12 protein-coding genes are annotated in these 12,576 nt (G+C 67.9%); 6 read left to right on the top strand and 6 right to left on the bottom strand.

Annotated features, from left to right (window positions below):
• Nucleotides 1–17: 17 nt before the first annotated feature.
• The 3 genes from AAFF27_09480 to xdhC form a co-directional block, all read right to left on the bottom strand.
• Nucleotides 18–1,400, bottom strand: coding sequence for an 8-oxoguanine deaminase (locus tag AAFF27_09480; GenBank protein ID XAH25404.1), 1,383 nt, complete (start codon nt 1,398–1,400; stop codon nt 18–20).
• The gene (locus AAFF27_09475; protein XAH25403.1) at nt 1,397–2,617 is read right to left on the bottom strand and encodes a urate hydroxylase PuuD; all 1,221 of its coding nucleotides are present in this window, start codon (nt 2,615–2,617) and stop codon (nt 1,397–1,399) included. Before AAFF27_09475 ends, AAFF27_09480 begins: the two co-directional genes overlap by 4 nt.
• 162 nt (nt 2,618–2,779) lie before the next feature.
• Nucleotides 2,780–3,577, bottom strand: coding sequence for a xanthine dehydrogenase accessory protein XdhC (xdhC, locus tag AAFF27_09470; protein XAH26193.1), 798 nt, complete (start codon nt 3,575–3,577; stop codon nt 2,780–2,782).
• Between the two features lie 62 nt (nt 3,578–3,639).
• Between xdhC and AAFF27_09465 the strand changes: the two genes are divergently transcribed.
• Nucleotides 3,640–4,143 carry a hypothetical protein gene (locus tag AAFF27_09465; protein ID XAH25402.1) on the top strand — a complete coding sequence of 168 codons (504 nt, stop codon included), beginning with the start codon at nt 3,640–3,642 and terminating at the stop codon, nt 4,141–4,143.
• Between the two features lies 1 nt (nt 4,144).
• Here the strand turns inward: AAFF27_09465 and uraH are convergent, their stop codons facing one another.
• Complete coding sequence (uraH, locus tag AAFF27_09460; GenBank protein ID XAH25401.1) at nt 4,145–4,495, bottom strand: hydroxyisourate hydrolase; 351 nt, start codon at nt 4,493–4,495, stop codon at nt 4,145–4,147.
• A 95-nt stretch (nt 4,496–4,590) separates the two neighbouring features.
• Between uraH and AAFF27_09455 the strand changes: the two genes are divergently transcribed.
• From AAFF27_09455 to arfB, 5 genes are read left to right on the top strand one after another with little or no spacing between them, the layout of a single operon-like run.
• Nucleotides 4,591–5,256, top strand: a complete 666-nt coding sequence (locus AAFF27_09455) for a GntR family transcriptional regulator (GenBank protein ID XAH25400.1) — start codon at nt 4,591–4,593, stop codon at nt 5,254–5,256.
• 19 nt (nt 5,257–5,275) lie between these two features.
• Nucleotides 5,276–6,220: an allantoinase PuuE gene (gene puuE, locus AAFF27_09450; protein XAH25399.1), complete on the top strand. Its 945-nt coding sequence runs from the start codon at nt 5,276–5,278 to the stop codon at nt 6,218–6,220.
• Between the two features lie 2 nt (nt 6,221–6,222).
• Nucleotides 6,223–8,010, top strand: a complete 1,788-nt coding sequence (gene uraD, locus AAFF27_09445; GenBank protein ID XAH25398.1) for a 2-oxo-4-hydroxy-4-carboxy-5-ureidoimidazoline decarboxylase — start codon at nt 6,223–6,225, stop codon at nt 8,008–8,010.
• A 4-nt stretch (nt 8,011–8,014) separates the two neighbouring features.
• On the top strand, nt 8,015–9,250 hold the full coding sequence (locus tag AAFF27_09440; GenBank protein XAH25397.1) for a M20/M25/M40 family metallo-hydrolase: 1,236 nt from the start codon (nt 8,015–8,017) through the stop codon (nt 9,248–9,250).
• 10 nt (nt 9,251–9,260) lie between these two features.
• Nucleotides 9,261–9,677 (top strand): alternative ribosome rescue aminoacyl-tRNA hydrolase ArfB, encoded by a 417-nt coding sequence (gene arfB, locus AAFF27_09435; protein ID XAH25396.1) that lies wholly within the window; start codon nt 9,261–9,263, stop codon nt 9,675–9,677.
• A gap of 380 nt (nt 9,678–10,057) precedes the next feature.
• On the opposite strand, the gene AAFF27_09430 is transcribed toward arfB, so the two are convergent.
• Nucleotides 10,058–11,227 (bottom strand): peroxidase-related enzyme, encoded by a 1,170-nt coding sequence (locus tag AAFF27_09430; protein ID XAH25395.1) that lies wholly within the window; start codon nt 11,225–11,227, stop codon nt 10,058–10,060.
• Nucleotides 11,228–11,269: 42 nt separating this feature from the next.
• Entirely contained in the window at nt 11,270–12,571 is a 1,302-nt protein-coding gene (locus tag AAFF27_09425; protein ID XAH25394.1) for an acyl-CoA thioesterase/bile acid-CoA:amino acid N-acyltransferase family protein, read from the bottom strand.
• Between the last annotated feature and the right edge of the window lie 5 nt (nt 12,572–12,576).

Raw genomic sequence — 12,576 nt, 5'->3', positions numbered from 1 at the left:
TGCGGCCTTCAGCCCATTCAGCCCATGGCCAACTGCAGCGCCAGCGCGTTGTGCCGCTGCACCAACGGCGCCAGCTCCAGCGTGGCCAGTTGGCCCTCGCGTACCACGACGCGGCCATTGACCACCGTCCACGCGGCCTGCGCGCTGGCGCACAACAGCAGTGCGCCGACCGGGTCATGCAGCGCGCCGCCGGCAAAGGCCAGCGTGCGCAAATCAAACAGCGCCAGGTCGGCGCACATGCCGGGCGCGAGGTGACCGATGTCAGTGCGGCCCAGCACCTCGGCGCCGCCACGGGTGGCCAGCGCCAGCGCATCGCGTGCCGTCATCTCGGCCGCGCCGTGGTCGCAGCCAAAGGGCTCCAGCGCACGGCCCACGCGTGCCAGCAGCATGGCCTGGCGCGCCTCGCCCAGCATGTGGGCGCCGTCATTGCTGGCGCTGCCGTCCACGCCCAGGCCCACCGGCACGCCCGCATCCAGCATGCGCCGCACCGGCGCAATGCCAGAGGCCAGGCGCATGTTGCTGCAAGGGCAGTGGGCAACACCGGTTTTGCTGCGCGCAAACAGGCGGATGCCGGCCTCATCGAGCTTGACGCAGTGCGCATGCCAGACATCGCGGCCGACCCAGCCCAGGTCTTCGGCGTACTCGGCCGGGGTGCGGTTGAACTTCTCGCGGCTGTAGGCGATGTCGTGGTCGTTCTCGGCCAGGTGCGTGTGCAGGCGCACGCCGTGGGCCCGCGCCAGCGCGGCGGATTCGCGCATCAAATCGCGGCTCACGCTGAAGGGCGAGCAGGGCGCCACTGCGATCTGCAGCATGGCGCCGTGCGCGGCGTTATGGTGCTGCTCGATCAGGCGCTGCGTGTCGCGCAGAATGGCGTCTTCCGCCTCGACCAGCGCATCGGGCGGCAGGCCACCCTGGCTCTGCCCCACGCTCATGCTGCCGCGCGCGGCGGTAAAGCGCATGCCGATGGCGGCTGCGGCCTCGATGCTGTCGTCCAGCCGCACGCCGTTGGGGTAGAGGTAGAGGTGGTCGCTACTCGTGGTGCAGCCCGACAGCAGCAGCTCGGCCATCGCCACCTGGGTCGATACCCGCACCATCTCAGGCGTGAGCCCGGCCCAGATCGGGTACAGGCCGCGCAGCCACGAGAACAGCTCCGCATCCTGCACCGCAGGAATCGCCCGCGTGAGCGACTGGTACATGTGGTGGTGCGTGTTGACCAGGCCCGGCACCACCAGGTGGCCGCGCGCGTCGATCACCTCATCCGCGCTCTGCGGCAGATCGGCGGCGGGGCCGATCGCCTCCACCACGTTGCCGCGTATGAAGACCGAGGCGTCCCGCCACTCGCGGCGGGCGTCGTCCATGCTGGCAACGCAGCTGGCGTTGCGGACCAGCAGGGTGCTCATTGCGTGTTGGCGCCACCCAGAAACCAGCGGCCTATCAGCGCCCGTTCTTCGTCCGTGATGTGCGTGGCATTGTTCATGGGCATGGTCTTGGTCAGTACCGCCTGCTGGTAGACCGCCGGGGCGTGCAGCTTCAACTGGTCGGGCGAATCCAGGCGCACGTTCTTCATCTGCATGGCAGCGCCGTGGCACAGGTAGCAGCGCTGCTCCAGCACCCTCTGCACTTCTGCATAAAAAACGGGCTTAGCCCTTATTGCACCTGGGCTACCAGCTATTGAAACCGTAGCAGACGGCGGCGGTTTCATCCAGACGATGGTGCCCACGATCACCGCCACGCCCACCAGTGCATAGGGCAGCGGATGGCGGTTGCGGCCCAGCTTCCAGCCGTGGCGCATGACGAAGAACTGGCGGATCGCCGCGCCCGCAAACATCATCAAAATCAGCACCAGCCAGTTCTGCGGATGGCTGTAGGTAAAGCTGTAGTGGTTGCTGAGCATGGCAAACAGCACCGGCAGCGTGAAGTAGGTGTTGTGCACGCTGCGCTGCTTGCCGCGCTGGCCGTGCACCGGGTCTACCGGCTGGCCGGCCTTGATTGCGGCAATCACCTTCTTCTGGCCCGGGATGATCCAGAAGAACACGTTGGCGCTCATGCTGGTGGCGATCATGGCGCCCACCAGCAGGAAGGCGGCGCGCCCGGCAAACCAGTGGCAGGCCAACCAGGCAGCGGCGCACACCAGCAGCGCCACCAGGGCGCCGACGATCTTGTCGCCGTTCTTGCGGTGGCCAAACAGCTGGCAGATGCCGTCGTACAGCATCCAGAACACCACCAGGAAGGCAAGCGCCACGCTGATGGCGGCGCCCGGCTGCCAGTCCATCAGCGACTTGTCGATCAGGTAGGTGCTGGCGTTCCACAGGTAGCTGACGGTGAACAGCGAGAAGCCCGTGAGCCAGGTGCTGTAGCTCTCCCAGAAGAACCAGTGCAGGTGCGGCGGCAACTGCGGCGGCTTTACCGCAAACTTGACCGGGTGATAGAAGCCGCCGCCGTGCACGGCCCACAGCTCGCCGGTGGCGCCCTGGCGCTTCAGTTCCGGGTCCTCGGGCGGCGTGAGGCTGCTGTCGAGAAAGACGAAGTAGAAGGACGAGCCAACCCAGGCAATGGCGGTGATGACATGGACCCAGCGCAGCAGCAGGTTGGCCCAGTCGAGAAGATAGCTATCCATGTTCTCTGGCCATGCAGGGCATGGCACGTTGAGGAGCCTGCTCACCACTGCGGGCGCTCTGAGCAGCAATGGCCGCGAACCCGGGGCATTGATGTGCCCCCTGCTCCGCTGCGACCTGTACACGCGAGTGTATGCAATCTGGCGCCGCTAAAGCGCTGTTGCTTAACCGTCGCCTGACGTAGAAACCAATTGCAATAACTGTGCCGCCACCGCCACCGCGATCACTTCAGGCTCCTTGCCGTGGATGCCCGGCACGCCTATCGGGCAGGTGACCTGGGCCAGCTCGGCGTCGGTAAAGCCGCGCATCTCCAACCGGTGGCGAAAGGTCGCCCACTTGGTCTTGCTGCCGATCAGGCCAATGAAGCGCAGGTCGCCCAGCGCCCGCTGGCGCAGCAGGCAGGCCGCGACGATGTCCAGATCCTCGGCGTGGCTGAAGCTCATCACCAGCACGTGCGATCCGGCGGCCAGGCCGGGCACGGCGGCCTGCACCGGGTCGGAGTGTTCGCAGGCCACGTCCTCGGGCGTATCGGTGGGAAAGATGCCGTCTCGGCTGTCTATCCAGGTCAGGGCAAAGGGCAGCGGCGCCAGCACGCGGGTCAGCGCCGCGCCCACATGGCCACCGCCAAACAGCGCCAGCGGGTGCTGCGGCGCGCGCAGTTGCTGGCGCAGTGCCGGCACATCAGGCGCGGCCACACGCTGGTAGCGCAGATGCACCACGCCGCCGCAGCACTGGCCCAGGCTCGGGCCCAGCGCGTAGCGGCGCGATTCGGCCGGCTGCGCTGTGGCTAGGCGCGCGCGCGCTTCATCGATGGCATCAAATTCAAGCCGGCCGCCGCCTATGGTGCCGACCAGGCTGTCTGCAAACACAGCCATCCAGGTGCCGGCCTCGCGCGGCACCGAGCCTTGGGTAGACTCCACGCGCACCAGCACGGCGGGCTCTTGGGCCAACTGTTCGAGCATCCGTTGCAATGTGTCCAAGCGTGTTTCCTCTGTCTGCATTCTGATCCGAAGGCCCTCGCCCCATGCCTCCCAAAGCATCCCGCCGTCCCTGGCTGCTGGCCATGATGTCCAGCGCCGTGGCAGCCCTTGTCGCCGCCTGCGCCCCGCGCCGCGAAGCCCCCGGCGAACCCGGCGCACAGCCGACCACCGGCGGCCCTGCGCCCATCAGCCAAGGCCCGGCTCCCGCCTCCAACGCCAGCACGCCGCGTGCCTACCGGCAGGACGGCGCCGCGCACATCTACGCCCTCAATGCCCATCGCATCTACCCGGGCCGGCTGCCGCCGCTGCTCTATGCCATCGGCACGCTACAGATCTACCTGGATGCCAATGGCCGCGTCACCCGCCTGGACTGGATGCGCGCCCCACGCCACGCACCCGAGGTGGTGGCCGAGATCGAGCGCACCGTGCGCCAGGCCTCGCCCTTCCCGGTGCCGGCACGCCTGGGCAAGGTGGTCTACACCGATACCTGGTTGTGGGACAAGAGCGGCCGCTTCCAGCTAGACACCCTGACCGAAGGTCAGGAGTAGCTCAGGAGCCGCGGTAAGTCGAGTAGCTCCACGGGCTCACCAGCAGCGGCACGTGGTAGTGCTGCCGCGTGTCGGCCACGCCAAAGTCGAGCTTCACCTTGCCCAGGAAGTTGGGCTGCGGCAGCGCCACACCGCGCGCGGCAAAGTAGGCCTCTACGTCGAACTCCAGGCGGTAGGTGCCGGCGCGCAGATCGCCGTCGCTGTAGAGCGGGCCATCGGTGCGGCCGTCCTTGTTGAGGACCAGGCGCTTGACCAGCGTGGCGCTGTCGCCCTCGGTGGTGTAGAGCGCAACGGCCATGCCGGCCGCGGGGCAGCCGTGCATGGTGTCGAGGACGTGGGTGCTGAGGCCCATGGCGGTTCCTTGGCGGAGAGGTGGACGGCTTTGCAGCGCAATTTGGTGAACCAAAAGTGTATACACTTTCTGCCGCTGCCACTATCATTTCCGCCATGGAGACCTCTTCCACCAGCACCATCGTCGACGCCCTGACCCGGGCCATCGTCGAGCACCGGCTGCACCCGGGCACCAAGCTGGCGGAGCAGAAGCTGGCGGATCACTTTGGCGTCTCGCGCACACTGGTGCGGCAGGCGCTGTTCCAGTTGTCGCAAAACCGGCTGGTCACGCTCGAGCCCGCGCGCGGCGCCTTCGTGGCCGCGCCCTCGGCCGATGAGGCGCGCCAGGTGTTCGCCGTGCGCCGCATGGTCGAGGCCGGCATGGCACGCGAATTTGTGCGCGGCGTGACGCCCGCGCGGCTCAAGGCCTTGCGCGCCCATGTGGCGCTGGAGAAGGCCGCGGTGGACCGCGAAGATGTCTCTGGCCGCACCGAGTTGCTGGGCGACTTCCATGTGCGCATGGCCGAGCTGATGGGCAACGAGGTGCTGGCCCAGCTACTGGGCGATTTGATCTCGCGCTGCGCGCTGATCACGCTGATGTACCAGTCCTCCAGCGCCGCCGCGCACTCTTACGCCGAGCACGCCGAGATCGTCAAGGCGCTGGCCGCGCGCGACGAAGACCTTGCGGTGCAGCTCATGGACGAGCACCTGCTGCACGTCGAGCAAAGCCTGGTGTTCGACCGCAAGCTGCCCAGCAATGATTTGGCAAAAGCCTTGGCATAACTCCCCACGCCCTTCCACCATGACCGTCTACGACTCCACCCTTCCCTACCCACGCGACCTGGTCGGCTACGGCCGCAACCCGCCGCAGGCGCAGTGGCCTGGCCAGGCGCGCATTGCGGTGCAGTTTGTCCTCAACTACGAGGAAGGCGGCGAGAACGCCACGCTGCATGGCGACGCCGGCTCAGAACAATTCCTGTCGGAGATGGCCAACCCGCCCAGCTTTCCCGACCGGCACCTGAGCATGGAAGGCATCTACGAATACGGCTCGCGCGTGGGCGTCTGGCGCATCCTGCGCGAGTTTGAGAAGCGCGGCCTGCCGCTGACCGTGTTTGGCGTAGGCATGGCGCTGCAGCGGCACCCTGAGCTGACGCAGGCCTTTGTCGAGCTGGGCCACGAGATCGCCTGCCACGGCTGGCGCTGGATCCACTACCAGGGCGTGGATGAGGCCACTGAGCGACAACATTTGCTGCTGGGCCTGGACACGATCCAGAAGATGACAGGCACCCGCCCGCTCGGCTGGTACACCGGCCGCGACAGCCCGCGCACCCGCCGCCTGGTGGCCGACGAGGGCAGCACGCTCTACGACAGCGACTACTACGGCGACGATCTGCCCTTCTGGATGAAGGTGCAGAAGAGCGACGGCACAAGCGTGCCGCGCCTGGTCGTGCCCTACACGCTGGACACCAACGACATGCGCTTTGCACTGCCGCAGGGCTTTAGCCAGAGCGATGACTTCTTCACCTACCTGCGCGACAGCTTTGATGCGCTCTATGCCGAAGGCGCGGAGTCGCCCAAGATGCTGAGCGTGGGCATGCACTGCCGCCTGCTGGGGCGGCCGGGGCGGATCGTGGCGCTGCAAAAGTTCCTCGACCACATCGCGCGGCACGATCGCGTGTGGGTGTGCCGCCGCATCGACATCGCGCGGCACTGGCAGGCCGTTCACCCCTATTCTGAAAGCGCCTGACCATGGCACTCACCCTGGACCAACTCAACGCCGCCACGCCGGTCGATGCCGCAAAGTTGCTAGACGGCCTGTACGAGCATTCACCCTGGATCGTCGAACAGACCGTGGCCGCTGCCGCGCCCTTTGCATCGCTGGCGCACTTCAAACATGCGCTGGCGCGCACCGTGGCCGCTGCGCCCGCTGAAGCGCAGTTGGGCCTGATCCGCGCCCACCCGGAGCTGGCCGGCAAGGCCATGGTGGCGCAGGCGCTCACGGCGGAATCGACCCACGAGCAGAGCAAGGCCGGCCTCACCCAATGCACGCCAGAAGAGTTCGCGCGCATCCAACAGCTCAATGCCGACTACAACGCGCGCTTTGGCTTCCCCTTCATCCTGGCGGTGCGCGGGCCGCGCGGCGCGGGCCTGGGCCGGCAGCAGATCATCGATACCTTTGCACGCCGGCTGCAGAACCACCCGGACTTCGAGCGCGCCGAGGCGCTGCGCAACATCCACCGCATTGCCGAGATCCGGCTGGGCGACAAGTTTGGCGTGGCGCCGCTGCTGGGCGACACGGTGTGGGACTGGCAGGAAGAACTGGCCCAGTACAGCGACCCCGGCTTTGCCGAGCAAGGCCAGCTCACCGTCACCTACCTGACCGAGGCGCACCGCGCCTGCGCCCGCCGCATCGCGCAGCAGATGCGCGACTGCGGCTTCGATGAGGTCAGCATCGATGCAGTGGGCAACGTGGTCGGCCGCTACCACGGCAGCGATCCTGCGGCCAAGGCATTGCTTACCGGCTCGCACTACGACACCGTGCGCAACGGCGGCAAGTACGACGGCCGCCTTGGCATCTACGTGCCCCTGGCCTGCGTGCAAGAGTTGCACCGCCAAGGCAAGCGCCTGCCCTTCGCCATTGAGCTTGTGGGTTTTGCGGAAGAAGAAGGCCAGCGCTACAAGGCCACCTTCCTGGGTTCTGGCGCGCTCATTGGCGACTTCAAGCCCGCCTGGCTGGACCAGCAGGATGCCGACGGCATCAGCATGCGCGCCGCCATGCAGGCCGCCGGCCTGCCCGGCACGCTGGAATCCATCGCGGCGCTGCAGCGCGACGCTGCCCGCTACCTGGGCTTTGTGGAAGTGCATATCGAACAAGGCCCGGTGCTCAACGAACTGGACCTGCCGCTGGGCATCGTCACCTCCATCAACGGCAGCGTGCGCTGCGTGTGCGAGGTGATTGGCACGGCCAGCCACGCCGGCACCACGCCCATGGCACGGCGCCGCGACGCCGCCGCCGCCGTGGCCGAGCTGGCCCTGTACCTGGAGCAGCGCGCCGCGCAAGACGGTGACTCGGTTGGCACCATCGGCATCCTGCAAGTGCCCAATGGCTCGATCAATGTGGTGCCCGGGCGCTGCCGCTTCACGCTGGACATGCGCGCCCCCAACGACGTGCAGCGCGACGCGCTGGTGGCCGACGTGCGCACGGCCCTGGCCGACATCTGCGCGCGCCGCGGCGTGCACTACACGCTGGAGGAAACCGAGCGCGCCGCAGCCGCGCCCAGTGCGCCCGCCTGGCAGCAACGCTGGGAGCAGGCCGTGGCCGCGCTGGGCCTGCCGCTCTACCGCATGCCCAGCGGCGCCGGCCACGACGCGATGAAGCTGCACAAGCGGCTGCCGCAGGCCATGCTGTTTGTGCGCGGCGAGAACTCCGGCATCAGCCACAACCCGCTGGAAAGCACCACCAGCGCCGACATGGACCTGGCCGTCCATGCCTTCCAGAACCTGCTGGCCCAACTGGCCGCCGACACCCCTACCTGACCCCATGACCGCATCCACCACCGACTACGACCGCCTCGACGCCTGGATCGACGCGCACTTTGACGAAGAAGTGCGCTTTCTGCAGGAGCTGGTGCGCGTGCCCACCGACACGCCGCCCGGCAACAACGCGCCGCATGCAGAGCGCACGGCCGCGCTGCTGCAAGGCTTTGGCTTCGAGGCTGAAAAGCATCCCGTGCCCGAGGCCGATGTGCGTGCCTACGGCATGGAATCCATCACCAACCTGATCGTGCGCCGCCGCTATGGCGAGGGCCGCACCGTGGCCCTCAACGCCCACGGCGACGTGGTGCCGCCCGGCGAAGGCTGGACGCATGCGCCCTATGGCGCAGAGATCAAAGACGGCAGCCTCTACGGCCGCGCCACCGCCGTCAGCAAGAGCGACTTCGCCAGCTTCACCTTTGCCGTGCGCGCGCTCGAATCCTTGGGCGCGCCGCTCAAGGGCGGCGTGGAGCTGCACTTCACCTACGACGAAGAGTTTGGCGGCGAGCTGGGCCCGGGCTGGCTGCTGAAGCAGGGCTTGACCAAGCCCGACCTGCTGATCGCCGCCGGCTTCTCTTACGAAGTGGTGACCGCGCACAACGGCTGCCTGCAGATGGAGGTGACGGTGCACGGTAAGATGGCGCATGCCGCCATTCCAGACAGCGGCGTCGATGCGCTGCAGGGCGCGGTCGCGATTCTGAACGCGCTGTATGCGCAGAACGCGCAGTACAAAAAGGTGCAATCGCAGGTCGAAGGTATCAACCACCCCTACCTGAACGTGGGCCGCATCGAAGGCGGCACCAACACCAACGTCGTGCCCGGCAAGGTGGTGTTCAAGCTGGACCGCCGCATGATCCCCGAAGAGAACCCGGCCGAGGTCGAGGCCACGATCCGCCAGGTGATCGCCGATGCCGCAGCCGGCGTAGCCGGCATCAGCGTGGACATCCGCCGCCTGCTGCTGGCGCGCTCCATGCGGCCGCTGCCGGGCAACCAGCCGCTGGTGGACGCGATCCAGAAGCACGGCGCGCAGCTCTTCGGCCAGCCCATCGCGGCCATGGGCACGCCGCTCTACACCGACGTGCGCCTGTACGCCGAGGCCGGTATCCCCGGCGTGATCTACGGCGCCGGCCCGCGCACCGTGCTGGAGTCGCACGCCAAGCGCTCGGACGAGCGCCTGCTGTTGGAAGACCTGCGCCGTGCAACCAAGGTCGTAGCCCGCACGCTACGCGATCTTCTGGCATGAAGCTGCGCTGATGGCCTCTTCCTCGCCCACCTGGCCCATCCCCGAAGACGAAATCGAGGTCACGGCCATACGCGCCCAGGGCGCGGGTGGGCAAAACGTCAACAAGGTCTCCAGCGCCATCCATTTGCGCTTTGACGTTGCGGCATCGTCCATGCCAGAGGAACTGAAAGAGCGCCTGCGCGCCCTGCCCGACCGACGCATCACCGCTGCCGGCGTGGTCATCATCAAGGCGCAGCGCCACCGCACGCAGGAGCAGAACCGCGCCGATGCACTGGAGCGCTTGCAGGCGCTGGTCGACGAGGCCGCGCTGGTGCAGATCGTGCGCAAACCGACCAAGCCCACGCGCGCATCAGTGCGCCGCCGCGTGGAAGCCAAGGTGCGGCGGTCCGAGACCAAGGCCTTGCGCGGCCGGCCGGGCCACGACTAAGAGCCATCCCTTTCAAGGTCTTGTGATCTGTTCGGTAGCTCTCGTGTCTTGCTGACGGCAGGAGCCGAGCGCAGCGACGGCCCGCGTGGCTGTCCCGGGCCCCCTCGGGATGCGCCGAGGAGCACAGCGGCAGGCGGATCAGGGATCGCTCCTGTCTGAGCGAAGCGAGTTTGAGCGAGACCCCGCCTGGCGCGAGCACCGCAGGTTGCCCCGGAGCGAAGCGCAGGGGACGCAGCACGTGGGGTCGCCTTCTCTTTGGTGACTTTCTCTTGGGCGTTCGCCAAGAGAAAGTTACTCGCCCGCCGGGGCGAACTCCCGGCACCCGCCGCATGCAAGGCACACAGCGCCGAGATATCTCAAAGACCTTGAAAGGGATGCGACTAAGAGCTCGCACCGTACACCGGCTCACCCAGGTTCAGCATCAGCCGGTTGGCCCAGGCGAAGATGGCCACGGCGTGGAACAGGTCCAGCACTTCCAGGTCCGACAGGCCAGCCGCGCGCACGGCTTGCAGTTGCGCGGCGCCAAACTGCTCGGGCCGCAGGGTGAGGTCTATCGACAACTGCACGATGGCGCGCTCGCGGGCGTTGGTGCCTGCGCCCTGTGGCTCGGTGAACACTTGATAGATCACGTCGTTGCGCTTGGCGAGCTGCTCGAAGCGCTGGGCGTGGACCGAGGCGCAGTAGACGCAGCCATTGACGCGCGAGACCACGGCGCTGGCCAGTTCGCGCTCGGCGCGCGACAGGCCGCCGGGCGCGTACATGATGGCGTTGAAGACGATCGAGCGCTCTTCGAGGATGCGCGGCTGGTGCACCAGCACGCGGTAGTAGTCCGAGGTCTTGGCCTTGGGGTGGCTGGTTTCCAGCACCGCCATCTGGGCGGGTGTGGCCTCTTCCAGTTTCACCACCGGCAGCCAGGCCTTCCAGCCCAGGGTTTCGCTGGTGTAGCCGTTGACGCGCACCGGCTCGCCGGGCTTGGGCAGATTGGCCGGGTGCACGAAAGGCTCGGTCGGTGCATCAGCCACGGCCGGCGCGGCCGATGCGCCATCGCCTGCCGCCACCAGGGCCTGCAGGCCGGCCACCACGCGCAGTTGGTAGGCGACGAAGGCGATCAGTTGCGCCAGCGCAATCACCTCGGGCGTGGCCAGGCCGGCGGCGGGCAGCTTGAGCAGCGCGGCCTGGTCGCCATCCACCGGGCGCTCGGTCAGGGTGCGGGTGAAGGCGAGGATGGCTTGCAGGCGCGCATCGCCGGTGGCAGCCTGGCCCGCCAGCGCGGCCTGTTGCGGCGCGGTGAGCGCAGGCAGCGCCAGCAGGCGCTCGCGGTAGTGCGCTTGCAGCAGCGCGCTGCCGGCCAGGCGCGCGATCTCATGGGCGGCCAGCAAGCGCTCGGCCAGCGAAGGGCCGCCTAGCGCCGGATCAAAGATGCTGTCGTAGCTGCCCTGCGTGGCGGCCACGACCTTGTCGCGCTGGTGGCGCACGGCATGCACGGCGCTGGTGGCGGGCAGCGGCACCAGGGTGTCGACCAGGTCGGCCGTGGAGATGGATGAGGACATGGCGAAGTCTCCAAAATTGCTTGCAATAAAAATTTATACGTTTTAGGCCTCTAGCCCAGGTGCAGCCTGGGCCGCTAGCTCTAGAAAACGTAGCACGCCCTGCCAGGATGATTCGTCCGCATGGGCATTGGCAGCGGGTGCGCCGCCCGTGGTGCTGAGGCGTTTGGACACCGGATGCGCGTAGACCAGCTGCGTGGTCGGCACATAGGGGAAGACGATGGAATGCCCCGCGCCTTCAAAGTCCAGGTGCTCCACCGCGTGCGGGTGCTGGAACTGCGCCAGCCGCTCAGTGACCATGCGGCTGTACAGGCTGGAGGGCCAGGAGCCATCGTCGGTGGCCGACAGCAGCAGCACCGGGCCGCGGATGTTCTCCACGCGGATGCGCGCGCGCTCGACCGCGTCCGGGTCTTGCAGCGCGGTGAGCAGTGCGTTGGCATGGCGGCGTGGCTGCGGGCCTTCGTCCCAGGGCGCCCAGGTGGCGGTACGGTTGTTTTCCCACAGATGCGGCAAGGGCTGGCCGCGAAAGATCCAGGCCGGGCCTTCACGACCGGTAGCGGGGTTGCAGGCGTTTTGCGCGCTGTGCACCACGGCGCCGGGCACATAGCCGATGACGGCAGAGACCTGCTCAGGAAACAGCGAGCCCAGCAGCAGCACCAGCTCACCGCCGCGCGATTGGCCGCTCAGGGCGACGAAGCCATGCAGCGGCCGCAGCGTGCGGTGCATCCAGGCCAGCGCGGTTTCGAAGTATTCAAGGTGGGTGTCAGAGATGTAGTCCGAGCGCCCCGGCGCCTTGAAGTAGCCCAGTGCCAGCGCGGCGTAGCCGTGCGAGGCATAGAGCGCGGCGCGCGGCTCGTTGATGCCGCCGCCCGAGCCGTTGAGCACCAGCACCGCCGGGTGCGGGCCGGGGCCCGAGGGCAGGAACAGCGTGCCCACCAAGCCCTCTTCGCGCACCTCGCGCCGGGTCACGCCGGCGGCCGCCAGGCGCTGCACCAGTGGCCCCTGCCAAGCCGTAGCGCCTGCGCGCTGCACGGTTACCTCGGTGGTCAGCGCCGCCGCCGGTTCGGCGGCAAACACCTCGCGTGGCGCACCGGCCTGCTCGGGCGCTTGCGACCAGATCAGGCCCATCGCGTCTACGCCGGCATAGCTGCCCGCGAGCGGCGCGTCGCACTGCAGATCCACCCTGCCCTGCGCGTCGGCGCGGAAGCTGGCGGCCGAGCGCCAGACCACGCCCGGGCCGCGCACAGTGCGGGTGCCGATCGTGATCTCTTCACCCGACGTCAAACCGCTCACGGTGATGTGCCGTGGCACATCGATCAGTGCGTCTTCAGGCGTGATGCTCAGCATGGCGC

This window comes from Xylophilus sp. GW821-FHT01B05 (assembly GCA_038961845.1).
Taxonomy (GTDB): domain Bacteria; phylum Pseudomonadota; class Gammaproteobacteria; order Burkholderiales; family Burkholderiaceae_C; genus Xylophilus.
This window is presented reverse-complemented; position numbering and strand designations above follow the sequence as displayed.